The organism is Streptomyces daghestanicus, assembly GCF_020521275.1.
Taxonomy (GTDB): domain Bacteria; phylum Actinomycetota; class Actinomycetes; order Streptomycetales; family Streptomycetaceae; genus Streptomyces; species Streptomyces griseoviridis.
Window position 1 is genome coordinate 1,229,578 of the sequence record NZ_BNDX01000002.1, and the last position, 26,037, is coordinate 1,255,614.

At 74.9% G+C, this 26,037-nt stretch carries 21 protein-coding genes and 1 pseudogene; 9 read left to right on the forward strand and 13 right to left on the reverse strand.

Annotated features, from left to right (window positions below; genetic code table 11):
* Positions 1-82: 82 nt before the first annotated feature.
* Both Sdagh_RS05375 and Sdagh_RS05380 read right to left on the reverse strand, forming a co-directional pair.
* Positions 83-1,210 carry an ABC-2 transporter permease gene (locus tag Sdagh_RS05375; protein ID WP_189425156.1) on the reverse strand — a complete coding sequence of 376 codons (1,128 nt, stop codon included), beginning with the start codon at positions 1,208-1,210 and terminating at the stop codon, positions 83-85.
* 173 nt (positions 1,211-1,383) lie between these two features.
* The gene (locus Sdagh_RS05380) at positions 1,384-1,980 is read right to left on the reverse strand and encodes a Dps family protein (RefSeq protein WP_189425154.1); all 597 of its coding nucleotides are present in this window, start codon (positions 1,978-1,980) and stop codon (positions 1,384-1,386) included.
* A gap of 290 nt (positions 1,981-2,270) precedes the next feature.
* Between Sdagh_RS05380 and Sdagh_RS05385 the strand changes: the two genes are divergently transcribed.
* Complete coding sequence (locus Sdagh_RS05385) at positions 2,271-3,386, forward strand: Gfo/Idh/MocA family protein (protein ID WP_189425152.1); 1,116 nt, start codon at positions 2,271-2,273, stop codon at positions 3,384-3,386.
* Complete coding sequence (locus tag Sdagh_RS05390) at positions 3,383-4,306, forward strand: DUF6807 domain-containing protein (protein ID WP_190078732.1); 924 nt, start codon at positions 3,383-3,385, stop codon at positions 4,304-4,306. Before Sdagh_RS05385 ends, Sdagh_RS05390 begins: the two co-directional genes overlap by 4 nt.
* On the opposite strand, the pseudogene Sdagh_RS05395 reads toward Sdagh_RS05390, so the two are convergent.
* From Sdagh_RS05395 to Sdagh_RS05405, 3 genes and pseudogenes are all read right to left on the reverse strand, one after another.
* Positions 4,275-5,030 (reverse strand): annotated as a pseudogene (locus Sdagh_RS05395) (phosphatase PAP2 family protein). The gene Sdagh_RS05390 and the pseudogene Sdagh_RS05395 sit on opposite strands and share 32 nt — an antisense overlap.
* A gap of 107 nt (positions 5,031-5,137) precedes the next feature.
* Positions 5,138-6,091 carry a methionyl-tRNA formyltransferase gene (locus Sdagh_RS05400; protein WP_189425148.1) on the reverse strand — a complete coding sequence of 318 codons (954 nt, stop codon included), beginning with the start codon at positions 6,089-6,091 and terminating at the stop codon, positions 5,138-5,140.
* 129 nt (positions 6,092-6,220) lie between these two features.
* Positions 6,221-8,482 carry a heavy metal translocating P-type ATPase gene (locus tag Sdagh_RS05405; protein WP_226534601.1) on the reverse strand — a complete coding sequence of 754 codons (2,262 nt, stop codon included), beginning with the start codon at positions 8,480-8,482 and terminating at the stop codon, positions 6,221-6,223.
* Between the two features lie 170 nt (positions 8,483-8,652).
* Between Sdagh_RS05405 and Sdagh_RS05410 the strand changes: the two genes are divergently transcribed.
* The gene (locus Sdagh_RS05410; protein ID WP_190012227.1) at positions 8,653-9,609 is read left to right on the forward strand and encodes a DUF8832 domain-containing protein; all 957 of its coding nucleotides are present in this window, start codon (positions 8,653-8,655) and stop codon (positions 9,607-9,609) included.
* Positions 9,610-9,630: 21 nt separating this feature from the next.
* Here Sdagh_RS05410 and Sdagh_RS05415 read toward each other — a convergent pair whose 3' ends face one another.
* Positions 9,631-10,410 carry a DeoR/GlpR family DNA-binding transcription regulator gene (locus Sdagh_RS05415; protein WP_190012226.1) on the reverse strand — a complete coding sequence of 260 codons (780 nt, stop codon included), beginning with the start codon at positions 10,408-10,410 and terminating at the stop codon, positions 9,631-9,633.
* Between the two features lie 149 nt (positions 10,411-10,559).
* Between Sdagh_RS05415 and Sdagh_RS05420 the strand changes: the two genes are divergently transcribed.
* Positions 10,560-11,441, forward strand: a complete 882-nt coding sequence (locus Sdagh_RS05420; protein ID WP_189425002.1) for an SIS domain-containing protein — start codon at positions 10,560-10,562, stop codon at positions 11,439-11,441.
* Positions 11,442-11,473: 32 nt separating this feature from the next.
* Entirely contained in the window at positions 11,474-12,349 is an 876-nt protein-coding gene (locus Sdagh_RS05425) for a class II fructose-bisphosphate aldolase (protein ID WP_190012225.1), read from the forward strand.
* On the opposite strand, the gene Sdagh_RS05430 is transcribed toward Sdagh_RS05425, so the two are convergent.
* Entirely contained in the window at positions 12,327-13,472 is a 1,146-nt protein-coding gene (locus Sdagh_RS05430) for a methyltransferase (RefSeq protein ID WP_189424987.1), read from the reverse strand. The two genes, Sdagh_RS05425 and Sdagh_RS05430, sit on opposite strands and share 23 nt — an antisense overlap.
* 78 nt (positions 13,473-13,550) lie before the next feature.
* On the opposite strand from Sdagh_RS05430, the gene Sdagh_RS05435 reads away from it, so the two are divergent.
* Positions 13,551-14,273: an alpha-ketoglutarate-dependent dioxygenase AlkB family protein gene (locus tag Sdagh_RS05435; protein WP_190078556.1), complete on the forward strand. Its 723-nt coding sequence runs from the start codon at positions 13,551-13,553 to the stop codon at positions 14,271-14,273.
* 40 nt (positions 14,274-14,313) lie between these two features.
* Positions 14,314-15,552, forward strand: coding sequence for an ROK family protein (locus tag Sdagh_RS05440; RefSeq protein ID WP_189424982.1), 1,239 nt, complete (start codon positions 14,314-14,316; stop codon positions 15,550-15,552).
* Between the two features lie 192 nt (positions 15,553-15,744).
* On the opposite strand, the gene Sdagh_RS05445 is transcribed toward Sdagh_RS05440, so the two are convergent.
* Together Sdagh_RS05445 and Sdagh_RS05450 are read right to left on the reverse strand one after the other, a co-directional pair.
* On the reverse strand, positions 15,745-16,263 hold the full coding sequence (locus Sdagh_RS05445; protein ID WP_189424980.1) for an ATP-binding protein: 519 nt from the start codon (positions 16,261-16,263) through the stop codon (positions 15,745-15,747).
* A gap of 182 nt (positions 16,264-16,445) precedes the next feature.
* Positions 16,446-16,769 (reverse strand): hypothetical protein, encoded by a 324-nt coding sequence (locus Sdagh_RS05450; RefSeq protein ID WP_189424978.1) that lies wholly within the window; start codon positions 16,767-16,769, stop codon positions 16,446-16,448.
* 343 nt (positions 16,770-17,112) lie between these two features.
* Here Sdagh_RS05450 and cds1 point away from each other — a divergent pair, with 343 nt between their 5' ends.
* Entirely contained in the window at positions 17,113-18,237 is a 1,125-nt protein-coding gene (gene cds1 / locus Sdagh_RS05455; protein WP_189424976.1) for an L-cysteine desulfhydrase Cds1, read from the forward strand.
* A gap of 64 nt (positions 18,238-18,301) precedes the next feature.
* Here cds1 and Sdagh_RS05460 read toward each other — a convergent pair whose 3' ends face one another.
* Complete coding sequence (locus tag Sdagh_RS05460; protein WP_190078557.1) at positions 18,302-19,117, reverse strand: DeoR/GlpR family DNA-binding transcription regulator; 816 nt, start codon at positions 19,115-19,117, stop codon at positions 18,302-18,304.
* A gap of 420 nt (positions 19,118-19,537) precedes the next feature.
* Here Sdagh_RS05460 and Sdagh_RS05465 point away from each other — a divergent pair, with 420 nt between their 5' ends.
* Entirely contained in the window at positions 19,538-21,835 is a 2,298-nt protein-coding gene (locus Sdagh_RS05465) for a hypothetical protein (protein ID WP_372478412.1), read from the forward strand.
* On the opposite strand, the gene Sdagh_RS05470 is transcribed toward Sdagh_RS05465, so the two are convergent.
* From Sdagh_RS05470 to Sdagh_RS05480, 3 genes are all read right to left on the reverse strand, one after another.
* Positions 21,805-24,246: a right-handed parallel beta-helix repeat-containing protein gene (locus Sdagh_RS05470; protein WP_189424972.1), complete on the reverse strand. Its 2,442-nt coding sequence runs from the start codon at positions 24,244-24,246 to the stop codon at positions 21,805-21,807. The genes Sdagh_RS05465 and Sdagh_RS05470 overlap by 31 nt on opposite strands.
* 154 nt (positions 24,247-24,400) lie before the next feature.
* Positions 24,401-25,006: an Rv1733c family protein gene (locus tag Sdagh_RS05475; RefSeq protein ID WP_189424969.1), complete on the reverse strand. Its 606-nt coding sequence runs from the start codon at positions 25,004-25,006 to the stop codon at positions 24,401-24,403.
* 179 nt (positions 25,007-25,185) lie between these two features.
* The gene (locus Sdagh_RS05480) at positions 25,186-26,010 is read right to left on the reverse strand and encodes an MOSC domain-containing protein (protein WP_189424967.1); all 825 of its coding nucleotides are present in this window, start codon (positions 26,008-26,010) and stop codon (positions 25,186-25,188) included.
* Positions 26,011-26,037: the final 27 nt, after the last annotated feature.

The following is a 26,037-nucleotide window of genomic DNA, read 5'->3' on the forward strand; positions in this document are numbered from 1 at the left end:
CCGGAGCATCCCCGTGCCGGGCGACCTGTGCGAGAAAGCCGTGGTGATCGCGCCCGGAGCCCTTCCCCGGGCCCTCCCGGACTCAGGCGTCCGCCGGCGGTGCCAGTTCCGGCGGCTTCTTGTCCCGGCCGCCCGGGTGCCGGTGCCGCCAGATCCAGAACACCGCGCACGACACCAGCGCCCACCCGGCCAGCACCAGGAACGGGAACGCGTGCTGGTGCCCCGCGAAGTACACCGCCGTGTGCTGGGCGTTGACGGACGCGCCCGGCGGCAGCCACTGCCCGATCACGCCCAGCGCCGACGGCAGCAGCGGCCAGGACACCGCCCCGCCCGACGACGGGTTGCCCAGCAGGATCATGACGCCCCAGGTCGGGAGCATCGCCCAACGGCCGAACAGGGTGTTGAACATGGTGAAGGTCATGCCGCTGGCGAACATCGTGAGCGCGAGGATCGACCACGACTCCACGAAGGGCAGGTCGAGCGCGCCCAGCAGCCAGTCCACGGCCGCCGCGATGACGAAGCCGCCGAGCAGGGAGTAGGCGACGGTGAAGGCGATCCGTTCCAGCGGGGTGAGCGCGCGGGCGTGCACGCTGAGCTGGATCGCGCCGACGAAACCGATGATCACCGCCGCGAGCGAGACGTAGAAGATGGCCAGGCCGCGCGGGTCACCGTCCTGGAGCGGATTGACGTCCCGGACCGAGACCGCCACTCCGGTCGCCCTGCCCACCGCCGGGGCCGCCTGCTCCAGCAGTTCCGCGACCGAGGCGCCCGAGGCCGACGAGAGGTCGAGCAGCACCTTCCGGCCGTCGTCGCTCAGCTCGAAGACGGCGAAGACGGACTGCTCCTCGATCGCCTCCATGGCCTCGGCCCGCGAATCGTAGGCATGGGTGCGCACCGAGGAGTTGAGCGCCTTGCCCAGCCCCGCCAGGAACTCCTTGCCGCGCGCCTCCTCGTAGGAGCCGACGACGGCGGTGGGGAGCTGGTGCGGGGTCGGGTTCGCCATGGTGTACGTGTACGACCCGGCGAACAGACCGGCCGCCGCCGCCAGGATCACGACCAGCACGCTCGCCGGCCACCACGGCCCCTTCCGGAACCGTGTCCAGCGGCCTTCCCGGGCGTGGTGCGGGTGCCGGCCGGCCCGGCCGCTCTCGTCGCCCTGGCCGTTCTGTCCGTTCCGGCCGCCGGGGGCCGTCTCGGGAGTCTCGTCCACGTTCGCTCGTCCTTGGTCGGGCCTGCCCACGAGGCGGCCCCGGACGGACGTCGCGCCCGGGACCGGTCCGCTCTGTCTCCGTACGTCCTGGGCCAGGGCCTGTCGTTTGGATCAGGTCGCGGGGAATCGGCTGCGTCTTCCCCGCGTCTGCGGCGTGATCCGAACGGCAGGCCCTAGACGCGTACCAGGGGCGTGTCCACCAGGTGCTCCGCGACGAACCAGGACTGCAGTTCGTTGGTGCGGATGACGTCCGACACCAGGATGTCGTTGGTCCCGTCGTCGCCCTGCTCCTGGACGACCGCCGCCGCGTCGTGGCAGTCCGCGAGGATCTGCTCGTGCGCCTCCAGCAGCCGCGACAGCATCGCCGGCACCTCCTCGACCCCGTCCGGCGGCCGGCGGATCGTGGTGATCTCCGCGACGTGCCGGGGGTCGCCGATCGAGACGCCGCCGAGCGTCTGCACCCGCTCCGCCAGCGTGTCGATCAGTGCGAGCTGCTCGCCCGCGTGCTTGTCCATCAGCAGGTGGAGCTGGTAGAACGTCGCGCCGCGCATCAGCCAGTGGTACTTCTTGTACAGGTCGTGCAGGATGCGCGTGTCCGCCAGGACCTTGTTCACCCGCTGGGCGGAGTAGAGGCGGGTCTCCATCGACAGGGCCAACGGGAACTGCTTGACGGTGCCGAACTCCTGGATGACCCGGCCCTGCTGGTGCAGCCACGGCTGACTGCCGTCGGAATGTGCCGTCGTCGCCGCCGGCCTCGGATCGGTGCTCACGCCTGAACTCCTTCCCTGGGGGAGCCGAAGGGGAGTGCCGGCGCCTCACGCGACCGGACTCGGCCCCCGCCGACAGTCGACCAGCAGGCGGCGGCCCCCGCAAACGCTGCGGCCCGGGCGAGGCACCCGCCCGGAAGACCGGATTCCGCCCGGCCCGCCCGAGGGGGTTGTCCGCACCTCGGCCCGCCGCCTAGGGTCTAGCCGTCCTGCAAGCGCTTTCTACGCCTGCCGCCCCGCCCTGTCCTGCCCCATCCCTTCTCCCGTGCCGTCCGTAGTCCCGAGGAGACCGCATGCCCCCGCTCGCTCCCCGCCGCCGCGCGGCCGTCGTCGGCACCGGTGCCGTCGTCGCCGGCGGCCACCTGCCCGCCCTGCGGGCCCACGCCGACCGGGTCGACCTCGTCGCCGCAGTGGACGTCGACCCGGCCCGGCTCGACGCCTTCCGCGCCGAGGCGGGCACGGACGTCGTCGGGTACACCTCGATGGGCGCGATGCTGGACGCCGTACGTCCCGATCTCGTGCTGATCGCCACGCCGCCGTCGCTGCACCGGGAGCAGACGGTCGCCGCGCTCAAGGCCGGTGCCTGGGTGTGGTGCGAGAAGCCGCTGTGCCTCTCCCTCGCCGAGTACGACGACATCGCGGCGGCCGAGGAGGCGTCGGGCGGCTACGCCTCCGTGATCTTCCAGCACCGGTACGGCTCCGGCGCCGCGCACGCCCGCGAGCTGATCGCCGGCGGCGAGCTGGGCGCCCCGCTGGTCGCCCACTGCCAGACCACCTGGCACCGCGACGCCGCCTACTACGCGGCGCCCTGGCGCGGACGCTGGGCCACCGAGGGCGGCGGTCCGACCATGGGCCACGGCATCCACCAGTACGACCTGCTGCTGCACCTGCTGGGCCCCTGGGAGGAGGTCCGGGCGATGGCCGCGCGGCTGGTCCACGACACCGAGAGCGAGGACGTCTCCACCGCCCTCGTCCGCTTCGCGAACGGCGCCCTGGCCACCGTCGTCAACAGCGTCCTCTCCCCGGACGAGGTGAGCCGGGTCCGGATCGACTGCGCCGACGCCACGGTGGAGCTGACGCACCTGTACGGGCACCGCAACGAGGACTGGACCTACACGCCCGCCCGGCACGTCGGCCCCGCCCGCGCCGCGGCCTGGCGCGCCCCCGCCGCCGACGTGCCCAGCTCCCACACCGCGCAGCTCGGCACCCTGCTCGACGCCTGGGACGCGGGCGCCCGGCCCCCGGGCAGCGGACCGGAGGCCCGCGCCACGCTGGAGTTCGCCGCCGCCCTCTACAAGGCGGCGTTCACCGGACGGCCGGTACGGGCCGGCGAGATCGTCCCCGGTGACCCCTTCCACGCGGCCATGCACGGCGGCCACCCCGACTGGGCCCCGCGGGAGCGCGCGTGAACCTCCGCGTCACCCACACCCACGGCGAGCACATCACCGTCACGGCGGCGAACGGCACGGAGATCCTGCGGTATGTCTACCGCCCCGACCCCGACCCGTTCGAGTCCCGCAAACCGTACGCCCATCCGCTGCGCACCCTGTCCGGCCGCACGGTCACCGGCTACCGGCCCAGCGACCACCGCTGGCACAAGGGCGTCCAGATGACCGCCAGCCACCTCTCCGGCCAGAACTTCTGGGGCGGCAACAGCTATGTCCCCGGCCGGGGCTACCTGGCCCTGCCGGAGCGCGTCGGCTCGATGCGGCACGACGGGTTCGGCGCGTTCGAGACGGCAGGGGACCGGCTGGCCGTCACCGAGCACCTCACCTGGGTGGTGAACGGCGGCGCCGAGTGGGCCCGCGAGGAACGCGGCCTGACCGTGCACGCGGTGGACGAACGGACCGGCTCCTGGGCCCTGGACTGGTCGATCCGGCTCACCAACACCCGCGCCGAACCCCTGGTCTTCGGCTCCCCCACCACGGCGGGCCGCGAGCTGGCCGGCTACACCGGCCTCCAGTGGCGCGGCCCCCGCGACTTCACCGGCGGCACCGCCTTCACCCCCGACCGCGCGGGCGCCGCGCACCTGATGGGCACTCAGGGACCGTGGCTGGCGTTCACCGCCGAACACGACGAGGTGGACGCCCACTCCACCCTGGTCTTCGCGCACGCCCCCGAGAATCTGGACGAGCGGACCGCGATCCACCCCTCGCACTGGTTCGTGCGTGCCGAACCGGTCCCGTCGGTCGCCTTCTCCTGGGCCTTCTTCGACGAGTTCGAGCTGGCGCCCGGGAAGTCCTTCGGTTACCGCTACCGGCTGCTGGTCGCCGACGGCGCCTGGGACCGGGACCGGGTCACCGCCCACCTGGCACAGCTGCCGTGGTGACCTCGCGCCCGGACCGGCGGACGCGGGGCAGGCGGGCTCCGGCGGCCGGCACCGCCGCCGCGCTCGCCGTGCCGGGCACCGCACCGGCGGCCACGTCCCCCGGGTAGTGCACGCCGGTGCGGACGGGCGCGTAGGCGACCGCGCCCGCCAGGGTGCCGAGCGGGACGGCCGCCGCCGGCAGCACCGCGCCGACCGCCGTGGCGAAGGCGACCGCGGCGGCCGTGTGCCCGGACGGGAACGCCGCCGACGCGGGCATCGGCACCCGCCGGCCGCCCGCGACCCGCGCCGCCTCCCGGTCCGGCCGGGGCCGCCGCACCAGTCGTTCGCCCAGCACGTCGGCCGCGGTGGAGCCCAGGGCGAGGGCGCCCACCCCGAGCGCCGCCGCCCGGCGGGGCCGGTCACGGCGAGGGCGAGGGCTGCGGCGACACCGAGGGAGATCTTCGAGTGGTCGGCGGCCCGCGACAGCCGGCGCAGCGACCGGTCCAGCGCCGGCGTGGACGTCGCGGCCACCGCCGCGTACACCGGCCCCGTCCACGGCCCGCAGATCCGGCGGTACGGCGGTCAGGTCCCGGAGCGGACGGCGCACCGGGGCCGCCGCCGGGCGCGCGGGCGGCACACCGCCGCGGTCGCTGTCATCGGTGCCGGTGCCGGTGCCGGTGCCGGTATCCGTGTCGGTGGTGTCATGGGTGTCATCGGTGTCACCGGCCTCGCCGCGTCCGGTCATGGGCTCCCGCTCCCGGGGGCGGCTGGCTCCCAGCGTCGCCGGTGCCCGGCGCGGAGGCGTCCCGGCCGGGCCCGTCCGGGCGACCGCGCCCCCGCGCCGTCACCGGGTCAGGGATGCGACGTCAGATACCCGCCCATCGTGCGGAACCAGTCGCCGGCCGCGTACTCCGTGCCGTCGTCCGTCCGCACCCGGCGCACCAGGAGCCCGGGGTGGCGGCCGGTGTGGGCATCGGCGCCCGCCACCACGACCACCCCGTCGCCCTCGCGGATGAAGATCCGCCCGGGGGTGCCGCCGTAGCGGCCCTCGGAGACCGCCGCCGATACGATCCGCAGCCGCCGTCCGCGATGGTAGGCGTACGCGTTGGGGTACGGGTCGGACTGGGCGCGGACCAGGCGCTCCAGCCGCTCGGCGGGCCAGGTCCAGTCGATGCGGCTGTCCTCGGCGGAGCGTTTGTGGAAGAAGCTGGCCCGGCCGCGGTCCTGCGGCAGCCAGCGTCCGGCGTCCTGCCCGGAGGCGATCAGGTCGAGGGACTCGCGCACGAGCGGCGCGATCAGGTCGACGGTCCGGTGGAAGAGGTCGGTCGCCGTGTCGGTGGGGCCGACCGGCACCGCGCGCTGGATCAGGATGTCCCCCGCGTCGAGACCGTCGTTCATCCGGTGCGCGGTCACGCCGACCCGCTCCTCGCCGTTGATCAGCGCCCAGATGATCGGGGAGAAGCCCGCGTAGGCGGGCAGCAGCGAGTCGTGGATGTTGAGGGTGCCGTGCGGGGGGAGGTCGAAGATCTCGGGCGGCAGCCAGGTCCGCCAGTTGTTGGCGACGAGGATGTCCGGCCGGGCGTCGCGCAGCGCGGCGAGCAGCTCGGGGTCGTCGGGCCGGTTGCGCAGCAGGACGGGGACGCCGTGCTTCTCGGCGAGGTCGGCGACGGAGTCGTCCCAGATCTTCTCGTAGGCGTGCTCGCTCTTGGGATGGGTGACGACGAGGACGACCTCGTGGTCGGAGTCCAGCAGGGCCTGGAGGGTGCGGTGCCCCCAGGTCTGGTAGCCGAACATGGCGACGCGCATGCGGTACTCCCCTTCGGCAGCTCCATGGAAGCCAATTAGGCGAGCCTTACCTTAGCCGCCGGGCGCCGTCCGGGGAATGGAGCCATGGTCGACTCCCGTCGTCCGGACGGCCGCTGAGGCGGAACCAGGTCACCCGGCCGGGCGGAAGGAGCGCAGCCGGAGCGAGTTGCCGACGACGAAGACGGAGGAGAAGGCCATCGCTGCCCCGGCGATCATCGGGTTGAGCAGTCCGGCGGCGGCGAGCGGCAGCGCGGCCACGTTGTAGGCGAACGCCCAGAACAGGTTCGAGCGGATGGTGCCCAGCGTGCGGCGGGCCAGCCGGATGGCGTCGGCGGCCACCCGCAGGTCGCCCCGGACCAGCGTCAGATCGCTCGCCTCGATCGCCGCGTCCGTGCCGGTGCCCATCGCCAGGCCCAGGTCGGCGGTGGCGAGCGCGGCGGCGTCGTTGACCCCGTCGCCGACCATCGCGACCGTACGGCCCTCGGCGCGCAAGCGCTCGATCTCGGCCACCTTGCCCTCGGGGAGCACCCCGGCGACGACGTCCTCGGCGGGGATGCCGACGTTCCGGGCGACGGACTCCGCGACCGGCCGGTTGTCGCCGGTGAGCAGCACCGGCCGCAGCCCGAGGCGGCGCAGCGCGGCCACTGCCTCGGCGCTGGTCTCCTTGACCGTGTCGGCCACCGCGAGGACGCCCCGTGCCGCTCCGTCCCAGCCGGCGACGACGGCGGTGAGGCCGGCCTGCTCGGCGTCCCGTACCGCCTGTGCCACGGGGGCCGGCAGATCGTCGTAGAGGCGTCCCACGGCCACCTGGTGGCCCTCCACGCGGGCGCGTGCGCCGCGTCCGGGTACGTTCTCGAAGTGCTCGGCGGGGGGCAGCGGGCCGGTCCGTTCCGCGGCGCCGGCCGCGACGGCGCGGGCGACCGGGTGTTCGGAGGCGTGCTCGACGGCGCCCGCGAGACGCAGCAGCTGTTCCTCGTCGGTGCCCTCGGCGGCGTACACGGTGCGCAGGGTCATCCGGCCGGTGGTGACGGTGCCGGTCTTGTCGAGGACGACGGTGTCGACGCGGCGGGTGGACTCCAGGACCTCGGGTCCCTTGATGAGGATGCCGAGCTGGGCGCCGCGTCCGGTGCCGACCAGCAGGGCGGTCGGCGTGGCCAGGCCCAGCGCGCACGGGCAGGCGATGATCAGGACGGCGACGGCGGCGGTGAACGCGGCGGTCAGCCCGGCGCCGTTGCCCAGCCAGAAGCCGAGGGTGGCCAGCGCGAGACCGATCACGACCGGCACGAACACTCCGGAGATCCGGTCGGCGAGCCGCTGCGCCGACGCCTTCCCGTTCTGGGCGTCCTCCACCAGCCGGGCCATTGCGGCCAGTTGGGTGTCGGCGCCGACCCGGGTGGCCTCGACCACCAGCCGGCCGCCGGCGTTGACCGTGGCGCCGGTGACCGCGTCCCCGACGGCCACCTCCACCGGCACGGACTCGCCGGTCAGCATCGACGCGTCCACCGCGGAGGTGCCCTCGACCACCGTGCCGTCGGTGGCGATCTTCTCGCCGGGCCGCACCAGGAAGCGGTCGCCGGTGCTCAGCTCGGCGGCCGGTATCCGTTCCTCCCGGCCGTCGCGCAGCACGGTCACGTCCTTCGCGCCGAGCTCCAGCAATGCCCGCAGGGCCGCGCCCGCCGTCCGCTTCGCCCGCGCCTCGAAGTACCGCCCGGCCAGCAGGAACGCGGTCACCCCGGCGGCGGCCTCCAGATAGATGTTCCCGGCGCCGTCCTGGCGGGCGATCGTCAGCTCGAAGGGGTGGGTCATGCCCGGCGTGCCCGCACTCCCGAGGAACAGTGCCCACAGCGACCACAGGAACGCCGCCGAGACACCCACCGAGACCAGTGTGTCCATGGTGGCCGCGCCGTGCCGCGCGTTGGTGAGCGCCGCCCGGTGGAACGGCCAGGCGGCGTACGTCACCACGGGCGCCGCCAGGGTGAGGGAGAGCCACTGCCAGTACGTGAACTGGAGGGCCGGGACCATGGCGAGCACGACGACCGGCACGGCCAGCGCCACGGCGGTCACCAGCCGCTGCCGCAGCGGGCGCAGCCCGTCGTCGTCACCGGCGGCCGGCCGGCCCGCGCCGCCGCTGTCACCGCTGCCGTCCGCCGGGGCGGCCGGCTCGGGCTCGTGGGCGGTGTACCCGGTCGCCTCGACGGCCGCGATCAGGTCGGCGACGGAGACCTCGCCGGAGTGGGCGACCCGGGCCTTCTCGGTGGCGTAGTTCACCGTGGCGGTGACGCCGTCCATCCGGTTGAGCTTCTTCTCGACACGCGCCGCGCACGAGGCGCAGGTCATGCCGCCGATGACCAGCTCTGCCTCGGCCGTGGTGCCGCTCGTAGGGGTGATCATGCCGCTCCTGGTGGATGAGAGATGCCGTCCGACAGCCTCCATGTATACCCCCGAGGGGTATGGAGAGCAAGTGTTGTCCGTGCTTGACTAGGTACCCCCCAGGGGTATGGTGAACTGCGTGGACGGCCATCCGGTCGTGCCGTCGACCCGTGCCCGAGGAGACAAGCGTCATGCACACCGCACTCAGGATCACCGCGTTCACGGCCGCCCTGGCCGCGACCTTCGGTACCGCCTACGGCATCGGCACCGGCCTCGGCCCGGTCGTCGAGGACAGCGCGCCCGCGCACCGCGGCACCCACGGCGGAACGGGGGAAGGTGAGGCCGGGCACGGAGGGCACCAGGGCGCCCCGGCCGGCGGCCTGGCGATCTCCGAGGACGGCTACACCCTCGACCTCGACACCCCCCGCGTCACCTCCGGGCACCGCACCGAACTGCGCTTCGCCGTCCGGGACGGCGGCGGTCGCCCGGTCACCGCCTACCGGCGCGAGCACGGCAAGGACCTGCACCTCGTCCTCGCCTCACGCGACCTGCTCACCTATCGGCACCTGCACCCCGTACGGGACGCCGACGGCACCTGGCGCACCCCCGTCGACCTGCCCCGGGCCGGTGACTACCGGGTCCTCGCCGACTTCACCCCCGCACGGCACGGCGCCGGGAACCTGACCCTCGGCGCGGACCTCGCCGCATCCGGCTCCTACGCCCCCCGCCCCCTGCCGGCCCCCGCCGCCACCGCCGAGGCCGACGGCTACCAGGTCCAACTGAGCGGCGCCCTGCGCCCCGGCAAGGAGAGCGCCCTGCGGTTCGAGGTCAGCCGGGGCGGCGAGCCGGTGACCGACCTCCAGCCCCACCTCGGGGCCTACGGCCATCTGGTCGCCCTGCGCGCCGGAGACCTCGCCTACCTGCACGTCCACCCGAACGGCGAAGCGGGCGCCGGGCCCGGCCCCGCGGTCTCCTTCACGGCCACCGCGCCGAGCGGCGGCACCTACCGCCTCTTCCTCGACTTCCGGCACGGCGGCGAGGTCCGCACCGCGGCGTTCACCGTCCGGGCCGGCGCGGCGGAACCCCGGTCCGCGCCGACCGGGCGGCCGTCCCGCACCGGCGCGCCCGGCGCCGGGCACGGACACTGACCCGCTCGGCGACGGCCTGGTTCACACGGTCACGACCGCGATCCCGGCCTCCTCGAACCGGCGTACCGTCCCCGGGTCGGCCGCCTCGTCCGTGACCAGCGTGTCCACCGCCTCGGCCGCGCAGATCCGGGCGAAGGCCCGCCGGCCCAGCTTGCTGGAGTCGGCGGCCACCACCACCCGCTCGGCGCGCTCGCACAGCAGCCGGTTGACCGCGGCCTCCGCCTCGTCGTGCGCCGCCGCCCCGTGCGTCACGTCGAACGCCACCACGCCCAGCACCGCCACGTCCATCGTGACCTGGGCCAGCACCCCGTCCGCGAGCGGGCCGATCAGCTCGTAGGACTGGGCCCGCGCCACCCCGCCGGTCAGCACGATCTTGAACTGCGGCCGTACGGCCAGCTCGTTGGCGATGTTCAGCGCGTTGGTGACCACGGTGAGGGCGGGCGTGCCGGACGCGAGGTCGGTGCGCACCGCCAGCGCCCGCGCCACCTCCGTGGTGGTGGTGCCGCCGGTCAGCCCCACCGCCTCGCCCGGCGCCACCAGGGCGGCCACCGCCTGCCCGATGCGCTGCTTCTCCGAGGCCCGCCGCGCCGTCTTGTACCGCAGCGGCAGCTCGTACGACACCCCGTGCACCACCGCGCCGCCCCGCGTGCGCACCAGCATCTGCTGCTCGGCGAGCCGGTCGAAGTCCCGGCGGATCGTCGCTGCCGACACCTCCAGCTCGGCCGCCGCCTCCTCGACGTCCAGCCGGCCGCGTTCCACGAGCAGCTCCAGCAGCGTCTTCCAGCGGGCGTCGCGCGACATGCGCACCCTCCGTTCCTCGGTCCCTGGCCGACCCTAACGCACCCCCGCTTCCGCAGAATGCTTGATTGTGCTCGAAAGATCGCTATATCTTGCAAGAACAATCAATGGGATCGGGTGACTGGATCATCGCCGCAGGGGAGGACATGGCCATGACCTACGTCGAGGACGAGCTGAACAGCCAGCCGGAGTGCTGGACACGGGCCGCCCAGACGGCGGGACGGACCGGCGGGACGCTGCCGGAACCGGGGGAGCGGGTGGCGATCGTCGGCTGCGGCACCTCGTACTTCATGGCGCAGGCCGCCGCGGCGCTGCGCGAGGAGACCGGCCAGGGCGAGACGGACGCCTTCGCCGCCTCCGAGTTCCCGCACACCCGCGCCTACGACCGGGTCGTCGCCCTCACCCGCTCGGGCACCACCACCGAGGTGCTGGAACTGCTCGGCCGGCTGCGCGGCCGTACCCGCACCACCGCGGTCACCGCCGACCCCGCCACGCCCGTGACGACGGCCGCCGACGACCTGGTCGTCCTGGACTTCGCCGACGAACGCTCGGTCGTGCAGACCCGGTTCGCCACCACCGCGCTCACCCTGTTCCGCGCCCACCTCGGCCTGCCCGTCGAGGCGTCCGTCGCCGACGCCCGCACCGCCCTCGCCGCCGACCTGCCCGAAGGGCTCGTCGACCGCACCCAGTTCACCTTCCTGGGCCGTGGCTGGACGGTCGGTCTGGCCAACGAGGCCGCGCTGAAGATGCGCGAGGCGTCCCTGTCCTGGACCGAGGCGTACCCGGCGATGGAGTACCGGCACGGTCCGATCAGCGTCACCGGCGCCACCACGGCGACCTGGATGCTCGGCGAGGCGCCCGAGGGTCTGGCCGAACAGGTCGCCGCCACCGGCGGGACATGGGTGGCGGGCACCCTCGACCCGCTCGCCGAACTGGTCCGCGCCCAGCGGCTCGCGGTCGCCGTGGCCGCCGCCCGGGGCCTCGACCCGGACCGGCCGCGCCACCTCACCCGCTCGGTGATCCTCGCCCCCTGACACCCCGGCCCGCCCGGGGAAAGGACCGACCCGTGCCCCTCGCCACCACCGGCGACCTGGTCGCCCGCGCCGCCGCCGCGCGCACCGCGGTCGCCGCCGTCAACGTCATCACCCTGGAGCACGTCGAGGCCGTCCTGTCCGGCGCCGAGTCCGCCGCCGCGCCCGTCATCCTCCAGGTCAGCGAGAACGCCGTGGGATTCCACCAGGGCCGGCTCGCGCCGCTGGCCCGCGCCGCCGTCGCCGCCGCCGAACGCGCCGCCGTCCCCGCCGCCCTCCACCTCGACCACGTCACGAGCGACACCCTGCTGCGGCAGGCCCCGGACGCCGGCTTCAGCTCCGTCATGTACGACGCCTCCCGGCTGCCGTACACCGAGAACCTGGACGCGACCCGCGCCGCCGCCGACTGGGCCCACGCCCAGGGCCTGTGGATCGAGGCGGAGCTGGGCGAGGTGGGCGGCAAGGACGGACAGCCGCCGCTGGCCGCCCACGCGCCCGGCGCCCGCACCGACCCCGCCGAGGCCCGCGCCTTCGTCGCCGACTCCGGGGTGGACGCCCTCGCCGTCGCCGTCGGCAGCGCGCACGCCATGACGGCCCGGACCGCCGCCCTCGACCACGACCTCCTCAAACGGCTGTCGGCCGCGCTGGACGTCCCCCTCGTCCTGCACGGCTCCTCCGGCGTCCCGGACGCCGAACTCGCCGCGGCGGTAGCGGGCGGCATCGCCAAGGTCAACGTCGGCACCGCCCTGAACATCGCCCTGACCGGGGCGGTACGGCGCTACCTCGGCCGCCACCCCGAGGCGGTCGACCCGCGCGGCTACCTGGCCGAGGGACGGGACGCCATGTCCCGTACCGTCGCGGAGCTGATCGGGGTGCTGGGCGGCGCGGTCACCTCCCGGCCGTCGCCCTGAGCACCACGAACTTCGGGTCGCTCGCGACCAGTTCACAGGCGCCGAACAGACGCCGCAGCTTGACGTGGTAGCCGAGGTGGCGGTTGCCGACCACCCACAGCTCGCCGCCCGGCCGCAGCGCGCGCCGGGCGCCGGTGAACATCCGCCAGGCGGTGGCGTCGGTGGTGGCCTGGTGGGAGTGGAACGGCGGATTGTTGAGCACCAGGTCCACACTGCCGTCCGGCACCCCGGCCAGTCCGTCACCGACCCGGAACTCCGCCGCCGCCCGCGCCCCGCTCGCCCGGTACGTCGCCTCCGCCGAGGCCACCGCCTGGAAGGACTCGTCGGTGAACAGGACGTGCGCGGCCGGGGCGGCGAGCGCGACCGCCGTCCCCACGATCCCGTTGCCGCAGCCGAGGTCCACCACCCGCCGGGACCCGGCGTCCGGCAGGTGCTTCAGGAAGAACCGGGTGCCGATGTCCAGCCGGTCGGCGCAGAAGACGCCCGCGTGGCTGACGACCGTCCGCCCCGACACGGGACCGACGCCGTCGGGGAGCCGGTAACCGAGCGGCCAGGGATTGGCGGGCCGCTCCCGCGCGGGGTCCGGCACGCAGAAGATCAGCCGGGCCTTCTTCCGCGCCAGCGACGTCCGGGTCGGACCGAGCACCCGCTCGAACACCTCCAGCGTGGAGGTGTGGATCTCCTTCACCATCCCGGTGCCGACGACGACCGTGCCCGCGTGCACCGACGGCGCCAGCCGCAGCAACTGGTCCTCCAGCAGCGCCAGGCTCTTGGGCACCCGTACCAGCAGCACGTCGATCCGCTCCGGCGGCGCGTCCCGCGTGGTCAGCAGCCGCACCGCGTCCGGTCCCACACCGTTGCGGGCGAGGTTGGCCCGGGTCGCCTCCCGGGTCAGGTACGAGTCCGTGATCTGCGTCGGCCGGTGCGCGTGCAGCGCCGTCACCAGCGCGCCCCAGCGGTCACCGAGCACCACGACCGTCCCGGACAGCGCCCCTCCCGGCTCCCGCCGCCGCTCGGCGAGATGGCCGAGGAGGTACTCGTCGGAGGCGTCCCAGGCACGGAGCCGGTCGCGCGGGTCCTCGGGGAACCGGGCCAGCACCGGCTCGCCCCACTCGCTCTTCATACGGTCGCCACTGTCATGCATCGTGCGTCCAAGGCTAACGGAGCCGCAGCTCACGGCCGGTCGGGCAGGATGGGGGCCATGGACGCCGAGCTGTTCCCCCGGGGCCGCCGCGAGATCGCGCCCGGCGCCGTGCACCTGCCGGACTGGCTGGACGCCGGACTCCAGCGGACGCTGCTGGACGCCTGCCGCGCGTGGGCCCGTCCGCCCGCGGGGCTGCGCACGGTCCGCACCCCCGGCGGCCACGCGATGACCGCCCGCCAGGTCTGCCTGGGCCTGCACTGGGGCCCGGTGCCCCGCTGCCCCGCCTGCCGACGGCCCGTACGGGACAACCCGGACTGCCCCGGCCCCCACCAGTACCCGTACGCCTACTCCCGCACCGCCGTCGACGGCGACGGTGCCCCGGTCAAGCCCTTCCCGCCCCGCCTCGGCGTGCTGGCCCGCCGCGCGGTGACCGACGCGCTGGGCCCGCAGGCGCTGCCCACGGCGCCGTACGACATCGCGCTGGTCAACTTCTACGGCCCCGACGCCCGGATGGGCATGCACCGCGACGCCGACGAACGGTCGGACGCGCCGGTCGTCTCCCTCAGCCTCGGCGACACCTGCGTCTTCCGCTTCGGCAACACCGTCACGCGTGGCCGCCCGTACACCGATGTCGAACTGCGCGGCGGCGACCTCTTCGTGTTCGGCGGCCCGGCCCGGCTCGCCCACCACGGCGTCCCGCGCGTCCACCCCGGCACCGCGCCGCCGGAACTGGGACTCGACGGGCGGCTGAACATCACCCTGCGGGTGAGCGGCCGGTAGCCCCGGCCGCCCCCGCGCGGATCATGGGAGACTCGCCTTCATGAGCGGCAAGGCGGACCCCCGGAGGGCGGGGGACGGGACCACCAACAGAGCGCGGCTGGACCGGGGGCGCGGAGCGCTCGGGCCCGCGCTGGAGCTGGTGCACACCGGACGCGCCCCCACCCGGGCCGTCCTCACCGCCGAGCTGGGCGTGACCCGGGCGACGGCCGGCGCGGTCGCCGCCGAACTGGAGGCGCTCGGCCTGATCCGGGTGGACGCCCGGCCCGGCGCCGCCGCCGGCTCCCAGGGCCGCCCCTCGCACCGGCTGGCCGTCGCCGAGGACGGCCCCGTCGCCCTCGCCGCCCAGGTCCACGCCGACGGCTACCGGGCCGCGCTGGTCGGACTCGGCGGGCGGATCGTCGCCACCACGCCCGGCTGCGAGATCGTCGACGCCGACCCGGCCAAGGTCCTCGGCTCCGTCGTCGCGGCCGGCGCCGACCTGCTGCGCCGCACGGGACGGCGTTGTGTGGGCGCCGGCCTCGCGGTGCCGTCCGCCGTCGCCGAACCCGAGGGCCTGGCCCTCAACCCGCTGCACCTGGCCTGGCCCGCGGGCGCGCCGGTCCGGCAGATCTTCGCCGAGCAGGTGCGGGCCGCCGGCCTCGACGGCCCCGCCTTCGCCGCCAACGACGTCAACCTGGCCGCGCTCGCCGAGCACCGGCACGGCGCCGGGCGCGGCGCCCGCGACCTGCTCTGCGTCGCCACCGGGCACCGGGGCGTCGGCGGCGCCCTGGTCCTCGACGGCCGTCTGCACTCGGGCAGTTCCGGTCTCGCCCTGGAGGTCGGCCACCTCACCGTCAACCCCGAGGGCCGCCCCTGCCACTGCGGCAGCCGGGGCTGCCTCGACGTGGAGACCGACCCGCTGGCCTTCCTCACCGCGGCCGGCCGCGCGCCCGGCCCCGAGCAGTCCCTGCTCCAGCAGTCCATCGACCTGATCCGCGGCCACTACGCCGACCCGGCCGTGCGCACCGCCACCGAGACCCTCCTCGACCGCCTCGGTCTGGGACTGGCCGGCCTGGTGAACATCCTCAACCCGGACCGGATCATCCTCGGCGGCCTGCACGGAACCTTGCTGGACGCCGACCCGGACCGGCTGCGCGCGGTCGTCGCCGACCGCAGCCTGTGGGGCCGGAGCGGCGGCGTCCCCGTCCTGGCCTGCGCCCTGGACCACAACAGCCTGGTCGGCGCGGCCGAACTGGCCTGGCAACCGGTCCTCGACGACCCGCTGACGGCGCTCGGCTGACCACGCCGCCGTACCCTGCCGGGACGCGCGGGACCCACGACCCGGCGGACATGTTCCCGCGCGTCCGCGCCCGGGGCGTGCGAAACCCTCACAGGGTCAACCCGCACACGCGCGGGCCGGCACCTCCGGGAGGCTCCCGCAGGCCCCTTGAAGGGTGCCCCACACCCCCGGGAGGGGCAGGTCACCGCCCGGTCAGCCGGCAACGGCCGACCGGGCGGGAGCGCTCGGCCCGACGTGGGCGAACGGCTCGGCGGTCACCTCCTCGACCAGGCGCCGCGGCGGACGCGCGGAGCCGGCCGGAACGGGCGCCGGGGACGGCGGGGCGGGCAGCGTGAACCAGACGACCTTGCCGGACTCGCCGTCCGGCCGGGCACCCCAGCTCTCGCTCATCGCGGCGACCATGGAGAGACCGCGCCCGCGGGTCGCGAGGGGGTCGGCCGCGTCCGCCTCGGGCAGCCGCGGATCATGGTCGCGCACCGAGACCGTGAGCCGGTCGAGCAGCAGCTCGATCTTCACGGTGCACGTCTTGTCGTGCCGGGCGTGCAGGTGGACGTTGGTGAGCAACTCCGTCACACCGAGCGCCGCCCGGTCGATCAGGGGATCGAGATGCCAGTAGCGCAACTGCGCAGATACGATTCTGCGGACCTGGCCGATCCGCGACGGCAGGGCTTGGAGCTCCACCGTGCAGTGCCTGCTTGGGTGACTGATCACGGCTGCGACTCCCCGACATAGAGGTCCGGAAGAACACTGAGGACGGGTCAGCAGACGGATGCGTCACGCGATCGCCTGCTGTCATGACCGGCGGGCTGGTTCGCAGCGTAATCGCCGGTAAACCCAGAGTGACGTGAGACCAGCGTGGCGCAAGGGGTGGGACAGCGCAACTTACGGTCATCTCACCCGCTGCGTCCCGCCGCCCGGCGCACGGCCTCGACGAACCGGCGCGCCGCGGCACCCCCCGTCTCACCGGGCGGGGAACCCGACGCGCCGAGCGTCAGCAGGTACCGCTTGCCGTCCAGCCGGGCCAGGGCGCGGTCCTCGGGCGCGAACCAGGGCCTGGAGGCGCGCACCGAACGCACCGGGGCGCTGTCGATCTCACTGCCGTAACTGGTGAGGAGCTGCAGGCGGCCGTCGCTGATCCGGACCTGCCCGGCCCGGGTGAGCGAACGCAGCCACTTGGCTATCCGCACCCCCGTCGCCGTGAACTCCGGTTCCGCCATGGCCGCCGCTCCCTCGTGCGTCGGTGGGCCGGACCGCACTCCCGTGGGCCGGTGCCTGCACATGTGTGTTCCAGTGTCCCCCCGGGCGGGACCCGCGTCCCACCCGGAGCAGTCTGCCCGCCCCCGGCACGGAGCACCAGTGCGCGAGGTCCCCTTCCCGGCGCGCGGGGAGCACTCGCGCGAATGCGCCCCCCCGCGCCCTCGCGCACCCTGTTCCCCAGCGGCGGCTTTGACCTTCCCCAAGGTGCCTTTATGCAGGTGAGAGCCGTACCCGGAACGTGCTTATGATCGGCCCAGGAGGCCGTGCCGGACGCCGTCGGCGCGCAGCGTAAGGAGCCAAGCCGTGAGCACTCCCCAGCCCGCCGGGACCGGCGCGACCCTGGACGTCGACCGCAGCGACGCGGCGTACCGCGCGTGGCTGAAAGAGGCCGTCCGCAAGGTCCAGGCCGACGCCAACCGCTCGGCCGACACCCACCTGCTGCGGTTCCCGCTGCCCGAGCCGTGGGGCATCGACCTCTACCTCAAGGACGAGTCGACGCACCCCACCGGCAGCCTCAAGCACCGGCTCGCCCGTTCCCTCTTCCTCTACGGCCTGTGCAACGGCTGGATCAGGCCCGGCCGCCCGGTCATCGAGGCGTCCAGCGGCTCGACGGCCGTCTCCGAGGCGTACTTCGCGAAGCTGATCGGCGTGCCCTTCATCGCCGTCATGCCCCGCACGACCAGCGCCGAGAAGATCCGCCTGATCGAATTCCACGGCGGACAGTGCCACTTCGTCGACGACCCGCGGAAGATGTACGAGGAGTCCGCCCGCCTCGCGGCGCGGACCGACGGGCACTACATGGACCAGTTCACCTACGCCGAGCGCGCCACCGACTGGCGCGGCAACAACAACATCGCCGAGTCCATCTTCCGCCAACTCCGCCTGGAGCGCTTCCCGGAGCCCGCCTGGATCGTCGCCACGGCCGGCACCGGCGGCACCTCCGCGACCCTCGCCCGCTACGTCCACTACATGCAGTACGACACCCGGGTCTGCGTCGCCGACCCGGAGAACTCCTGCTTCTTCGACGGCTGGACCACCGGCGACCAGCACGTCACCTGCGACTGCGGCTCCCGCATCGAGGGCATCGGCCGGCCCCGGATGGAACCGAGCTTCGTGCCCGGCGCGATCGACCGCATGATGAAGGTGCCGGACGCGGCGAGCGTGGCCGCCGTCCGCGCCCTGGAGCGGGTCATCGGCCGCAAGGCGGGCGGATCCACCGGCACCGGGCTGTGGAGCGCGCTGAAGATCGTCGCCGAGATGGTGGCCGAGGGCCGCCGGGGCAGCGTGGTCACGCTGCTGTGCGACCCGGGCGACCGGTACCTCGACAAGTACTACTCGGACGCCTGGCTGGCCGAACAGGGCCTGCGCGTCGAGCCGTACACCGCCGCGATCGAGTCCCTGCTGCACACGGGCGTCTGGCCCGACTGACCCGCCGGGCGCGTCCCCGCGCGTACGCGCCGCACGGGCGTGCCGTCCGGCGCCGGCGGGCTCGTCAGCCGTCCTGCTCCGGCTCGCCCGCCACGATCACCCGCAGCTGCTCCGCGACCTGCGCGCGGGCCTGAGCGGGCAGCCCGGCGTCGGTCACCAGCGTGTCCACCCGGTCCAGCTCCGCGAACGAACTCAGGCCGACCACACCCCACTTGGTGTGGTCGGCGACCACCACGACCCGCCGCGCCGACTGCACCAGGCGCCGGTTGGTCTCGGCCTCCGCCAGATTCGGCGTCGACAGCCCGGCCTCCACCGATATGCCGTGCACACCGAGGAACAGCAGGTCGAAGTGGAGCGCCGCGATCGCCTGGTCGGCCACCGGCCCCACCAGCGAGTCGGACGGCGTGCGCACCCCGCCGGTCAGCACCACCGTCGCCTGCCGCGCCCCCGAGGTGCGCTGCGCCGCGTGGAAGACGTCGGCCACCCGCACCGAGTTGGTCACCACCGTCAGCTCCGGCACGTCGACCAGCCGGTGCGCCAGCGCGTACGTCGTCGTACCGCCCGACAGCGCGATCGCCGCGCCCGGCGCGACCAGCTCCGCGGCGGCCCGCGCGATCTCCTCCTTGGCGGTCGGCTCCAGCCCCGACTTGGCCTCGAAACCCGGCTCGTGGGTGCTGGCCTCGACCAACGGCACCGCGCCGCCGTGCACCTTCTCCAGCACACCCTGCCGGGCCAGCGCGTCCAGATCACGGCGGACCGTCATGTCCGACACGCCGAGCTTGCGGGTCAGCTCGTTGACCCGGACACCGCCCCGGCGCCGGACCTCGTCGAGGATCAGGGCCCGCCGCTGCTCCGCGAGGAGGTTCTGATTCTCGCTCACGTACGCTCCGGTCCTTTCCGCCGCCACCAGTGAGACCCGCCCGGCGCGCCCGTGGTGACGTGGACGTCCGTCCGCCCGGCGCGCCGACGCCCCATCCTCGCACGCCCCGTCACACCGCGCGCCACCGCCTGCGCGCCGCGCACACGCCACCCGCGCCTCCCCTCCGCCTCACCCGTGCGCCGCCGCGTCACCCGGTTCGGGGAGATTCCGTGGGAAGGGGTGTACACCGGCCGCCCAGCGGAGATCCTGTGCCCGCACGGACACAGCCGACGGCGCGTCACGGGGGAGTGCGACACAGTGGAACGGAAGCGGAGACAGGACCGCGGCCAGGGCCAGGAACAGGCGCACCAGGGCCGGGCGAAGGCGCGAGGAGAGGCCGGGGGCGGCGGGCAGGGCAGCGGAACCGCCCTGGAACTCCTCGTGCACGGCGTGGGCGGCAGCTCCCCGCAGGAGATGCTCGACGACCCGCGCACGGTCCGGGTCACCGGCGACGACGTCGCCGCCGTCTTCCGGCGCACCGAGGACGCCGACGCCGAGACCCGCCCCGCGGACTACCGGGACAAGCCGGTCCCGGAGGCGTACGTCTGGTGCAACCTCACCTCCGGCGACGCCACCCGCGCCCTCTGGCTGCTGCTCCTGCCGTTCATGGTGGTCAACCTCGCCCACTGGATGCGCCCCGCCGTCACCGGCCGCATCCGCACGGTCCGGCTGTACGGGCTGCTGGTCCGGCTGGCCGGGCTGACCCTGACGGTCCTGCTGGTCGGCGCCGCCGCGGAGGTCGCCCTCGACCTCGCCGCGTGGCAGTGCGCGGGCACCGCGGCGTGCGCCGGCGGCCACTCCTGGCTGGGCTTCCTCTCCCCGGCCGAGTCCGGCTGGTGGAGCGCGCCCGGCCGCCGGCTCACCGTCGCCGCCCTGGTGCCCGCCGCCCTCACCGGCCTGCTCTGGTACCTCTCCCTGCGCACCTGGCGGGCATACGAGTCCCAGCAGCCGATGGAGCGCGTCGACGGCCCCGAGCAGGGCGCGGGGCGCTCCGCCCTGGGCCGGCCCGGCTTCTGGTACGGCCGCCGCCTCGTCGCCCGGCTGCGCGCCGCGCACACCGCCGCCGGGCTGCTCACCGTCGCCGCCGGCCTCGCCGTCCCCGCCGCCCGCTTCGACCGCCGCGCCGGCGGCCCCGCCGTACTCGACCTCGCCGGCTGGCTGCTCCAGGCCGGGCTGGTCACCGGTGCCGTCGTCGTGGTGGGCGTGGTCTGCCGCCGGGGCCGCGGCGAACGGTTCCTGGACCGCACCCTCGACGTTCACCTGGTACGGCGGCTGCCGCTCGCCGCGCTCGCCCTGCTGCTGCTCGCCGCGGTCTACGCCGGCTGGGCCCGGCCGGGGTGGGCGTCCGCCGGCCGGCTGCCGGGCGACGCGGTGTTCGGCGGCCTCGCCGCCACCCAGGGGCTGCTCGTCGTCGCCCTCGCCGTCGTCGCCCATCTGCTGTACCGCGCCGCCCCCGACCCGCGCGCCGCGATGCGGGGCCTGGGCGGGCCCGCCGTCGCGATGCTGGCCTGCGCCCTGGGCGGGGTCATGTCCGGGGGAGTGGCCCAGCGGGTGTCGGACTGGCTGGACGGCACCGGCACCTCCCTCGCCGGCCCGCCGGTCCTGCTGACCTGGCAGGCGTCCGTGATCCCGCCGCTGCTCCTGGTCGTCCTCGCGGTGTGCGCCCTGCTGGCCCGGCGCACCTGGGCCCGGGCCCGTGCCGAACGCGCCGCCGTGACCGGCGACCACCCCGACGAGGCCGCGGACGCCGGGCGCACCCGCCGGATCGCCACCGCCCGCGCCATGGCCGGCCTCACCGACCGGGTGCCCCTGCTGGTCACCGTCGTCGCCACCACGACGTTCCTGCTGGGCATGGGCGCCCTCGCCGGCGCCCTCGTCACCGACCGCACCCCCGCCGAGGCCGCCGAGGGCACCTACGCCGTGCTGCAGGGCGCCGCGCGGACCGGGCAGGCCGTCGGCTCCTGGCTGATCGGCGTCGGCTTCATACTGTTCGTCACCTGGGGCCGGCGTGCCTACAAGGACGCCTCCGCCCGGCGCACCATCGGCATCCTCTGGGACGTCGGCACCTTCTGGCCGCGCGCCGCCCACCCCTTCGCCCCGCCCTGCTACGCCGAGCGCGCGGTGCCCGACCTGACCTGGCGGATGGCGACCTGGACCCGGGCCACCGGCGGCCGGCTGGTGCTGTCCGGGCACTCCCAGGGCAGCGTGCTCGCCGCCGCGGCGGCCTGGCAGCTTGAGCCGTCCGCGCGCGGCCGGGTCGCCCTCCTGACGTACGGCTCACCGCTGGAGCGGCTCTACGGCCGCTGGTTCCCCGCCCACTTCGGACCGGCCTCGCTCGCCTCCCTGCACCGGGAGATCGACTGCTGGCGGAACCTGTACCGGCTCACCGACCCGATCGGCGGCCCCGTCCGGCTGCCCGGCGACTGCGGTCCCGAGGTCGACCGCGAGGCCCTCAAGGACCCCCTCTCCTACGGCCGCACCACCGAGCACCCGCTGCCCGCGCCGATCCTCGGACACGGCGACTACCAGGCCGACCCGGCGTTCGCCGAGGAACGCCGGCGGCTGCTGGGCCGGCTCCGCCCGGACGTCCCCGCGCCCCGGCCCGACGAGGACGGGCCGGGCACCGTGCCCGGCGCCGACGGCGGGGCTCACGGCTGCGCGGGCAGGTCCTCGGCGTAGAGCAGGGTCAGGTCGTCCGTGCTGGGGTCCGCGACCTGCGCGACCCGGCCGGCGTGCCGCTCCACCATCGCCTCGAAGGTCTGCCGGGCGGTACGGCCGTTGCCGAACGCCGGGCCCTTGGGGAGGGCCGTGAAGTACTTCAGCAGGCCCTCGGCCGCGCCCGGCGCCAGCCGGTACTCGTGCTCGTCGGCCTGCTGCTCCACGATCCGCAGCAGCTCCTCGGGCCCGTAGTCGCCGAAGGTGATGGTCCGTGAGAACCGCGACGCCACCCCGGGGTTGACGGACAGGAACCGCTCCATCTCTGCCGTGTAGCCCGCGACGATCACCACGACCGCGTCGCGGTGGTCCTCCATGAGTTTCACGAGGGTGTCGATGGCCTCCTTGCCGAAGTCGCGGCCCGCGTCCTCGGGGGAGAGGGCGTACGCCTCGTCGATGAACAGCACCCCGCCGCGCGCCTTCTCGAACGCCTCCTGGGTGCGGATCGCCGTCGAGCCGATGTGCTCACCGACCAGGTCCACCCGGGAGACCTCGACCAGGTGCCCCTTCTCCAGCACCCCGAGGGAGGCCAGGATCTCGCCGTACAGGCGGGCCACCGTCGTCTTGCCGGTGCCGGGGGAGCCGGTGAAGACCAGATGGCGTTTGACCGATGCCGCCTTCAGGCCCGCCTGCTGCCGGCGCCGGCCCACCTCGATCATGTCGATCAGAGCGCGCACCTCGCGCTTGACGCTGTCCAGGCCGACCAGCGCGTCCAGTTCACCGAGGACGTCCTGCGCGTCACGGACCGGCCGTCCGGGCTCCACGGCCGTGACGAGGGGCTCCTGTTCGGTGCGGCGCTGGCCGGGGATGGAGCCCAGCAGCCCGGGCGACCGGGGGGCCGTCTGCACGGCCGGCTCCCGTGTCCCCGGGGCCGGCCGGAGGCCCGCGCTCTCGTCGCTGGTGCAGTCCTCGACCACCGGACCCGTGTCCGGACCGGCGTCCGGCCCGGCGTCCGCGAACTCGTACCCGCCGCGCGCGCAGCGCTCGGTGCGGCACTTGCGCAGCGTGGTGCGGCAGCCGTCGATCACATGGAAGCCGTAGCCGCCGCTGCCGGTCACCCGGCAGTTCAGGAAGCTGCCCCGGCCCCCAGCCGACACGTACGCGCCCGCCTCGCCGGGGGAGTCGATGACACAGCGCTCGATGACGGGGTCGGCGCCCTTGGTGACGATCACGCCGGTGCGGGTGGCGTCGATGGCGCAGTTGTTCAGCGTGCCGCCGCTGCCGTGGTCGCGGAACCAGGCACCGGTCGCGGCCTCCCGGATGCGGCAGTCGTCGAGCTGCGCGGTGGCGCCGTCACTCACCGACACGGCCGTGTTGCGCACCTGCGACAGGTCGCTGTCGACGACGTCGGCGCGCGAGCCCCGGTCGAGGACGAACAGGGCGTCCGGCACGTCGTGCACCCGGCAGGAGTCGAGCACGGCGGTCGCGCCGTCGCTGACCCAGACGGCCGGATAGTCGCCGGTGCTGTCGAAGATCTCGCACTGGTTGGCGTCGACGCGGGTGCCCGGGTCCCACACCGACAGGCCGTTGCGGCCGAACGTGCGGACGGTGGTGCGGGTCAGCGTCAGGACCGAACGGGACCGCAGGTCCACCGCGTTCTCGGGGATGTCGTGGATGCGGCAGTCGGCGAGGGTGAGCACCGCGTCGGTGTCCAGCGTGATGCCGTCGGCGGTGGTGCGGTGCACGTCGCAGTCGGTGAGGTGGGCGGTGGCGCGTCCGGTGATCTGGACGCCGCTGCCCCGCACTTCGTAGATCTCGCACCCCACGGCCTCCAGCGAGGAGTGCTCACCGGTCGCCGTCAGCCCCGAGCCCGCGGCGTGGTGCACCCGGCAGCGCTCCAGCCGGGGCCGGGCCCCCGAGCGCACCGCGACGCCCTCCTGGCCGGCCGCGACGATCTCGCACTCCTCGAACACCCCGCCCCCGCCGTCGACCACGGCGATCCCGATGCCCGCCGGGTTGTCGACGGTGCACCGCCGCACCGTGGGCCGGGCGCCGCCGCGCACCTCCAGCCCGGCGGCGGACCGGGTGACGACCCGGACGTCGAGCAGCTCCGGGGTGCCCTCCTCGATCAGTACGGCGGGGGCCGCCGCGTCCTGGCCCTCCACGTGCAGGTCCTGCACCACGGCCGAGGCGCGCAGGGTGAGCGGCACCCCGTCCGCGGGCGCGATCCGCACCGAGCCCTGCGAGCCGTCGGGACCGCGCAGGGTCACCGCCCGCTCGACCACGAGGTTCTCCCGGTAGGTGCCGGGGGCGATGGTGAGCACGTCACCGTCGGCCGCGGCCTCCAGGGCGGCGGCGAGTGATGCGTACTCGCCCGTACGGCGCCGCCACCGCGACGTGCCGGTGTGCGTCACCTGGACCGTGCCCTGTGCCATGGTGCTGCTCTGCCCCCACCTCGTCGTACTGATGGCTCGTCGGCCGCCGGGGCGTGCCCGGGCGGTTCTCACGTGCGGGTCGATGCCGAACCGGGTTCGGCCGGTCCACCGTAGCGTGCGCGCGAGGGGTGGGTTGACCGGAGGCGGAAGCCGGTCAGCTGCCGGTGCCGGTCCGGCCCCAGTCCGGACCGACCCGGTCCCAGGCTTGGTCCAGGCGGGCGTACCGGCGGCGGACCATGCGCCAGACGACCAGCCGCCGCGCTCCTTCGGCCAGGGCGGCGGTCGCCAGGGCGGCGCCGGTCCCGGCGAGGACGGCGTGGGTCGCCGCGGTGGCGGCGTCGAGCGGGCGGGCCGCCGTCCGGCCGTGCTCGTCGGTCCAGATCCGGAACCGGTCACCGGGGTGCGGGGTGTCGACGCCGGCCAGGACGGGTCCGTGCCGCCGGGAGCCGTCCGGGGCGGCCCACTCGGCGAGGACGCGGCTGCGCAGGTCGCCCGCGACGGCGGTCTCCGGGTCGACGTCGAGCGGGGAGCGGTCCAGCTCGCGGACGACGGTGGCCGTCACCTGGTGCCGGGCCGCCCGCTGGTCGCGCGCCGACCGCCGCAGGGCGTCGTCGGCGGCCGTGCCCACCAGGACGCCCACCACGGGCGCGACACACACCATCAGCACCAGGGCGGCCAGCGCCACCCAGACCTCGGCCAGGTCGGTCGCGCGGCGCAGCGGATTGCGCCGCCAGCGCCAGAGTCCCGTGATCACCCGCACGGTCCGCACCCCCTTCCCGCTCCGTCATAACCCCGCACCGGGCAGTTCGTGAGCGGTACCGGCGAAGAGAGAGCGAGATCACCCCGGCGGACCTCTCACGAACTTCTCGTCCGGGACAACGCCCAGCTCCCGCCGGGGGGTTCCCGCCGGGACGCGGGAGGTGGATCACACCCGGGGCGTCAGCCGTCGACGGTGACCGGGTCGCCGGCGCGGATCGTGCCGCGGGACAGCGGCACCAGGTTCTGCCCGAAGAGCAGCTTGCCGCCGTGACGGCGATGGCGTCCGAGGGTGTGCAGCGGCTCCCGGCCGCGGACGGCGCTGTCCTGGTCGGTGGTGGTCACCACGCACCGGCCGCTGGGCTTGGCGACCCGGAAGGCGACCTCGCCGATCGTCATCCGCGACCAGCCGTCCTCCTCCCACGCGCCGGTGCCGTCGACGACCACGTTGGGCCGGAACCGGTTCATCGGCAGCGGCCCCTCGGCGGCGTGCTCCCCGCGCGCGATCAGGGAGTTGAGGGCCTCCAGGGAGGCCGTGGCGGTCAGCAGCAGCGGGTAGCCGTCGGCGAAGGACACCGTCTCGCCCGGCCGCGCGTACGCCGGGTCGACGGGCCGGCGGGTCGCGGGGTCGTCCAGGTGGACCAGCCGGGCGGGCGCTCCCAGGTACGCGCCGCACCACGCGTGCGCGGCCTCCGCCGCCGGTGTCACCTGGACCTTGTCACGGAACAGCTCCACCGTGACCGTCTCCCCGGGGTCCGGGACCGGCACCGTCAGCGGGTCCGCGCCGGGCGCGGACAGCCGGACACCGCCGCCGGGCAGCAGCTCGGCGGCGGCCAGCGCGAGGCGCGGTCGCTGGCGTTGCGTGACGACCTTTCCCCCGTCGTCGACCAGCATCCAGCGGCGGTCTCCGGCCAGCCCCCAGGGCTCCACCTCGGCCTCCCGGGGCGCGAGACCCCGGAGCGCCTTGACCGGATGTACGTGGATCGACCGCAGTCGTGCGTTCCCCATGCCCTCATCGTGCCAGCAGGCACCGGT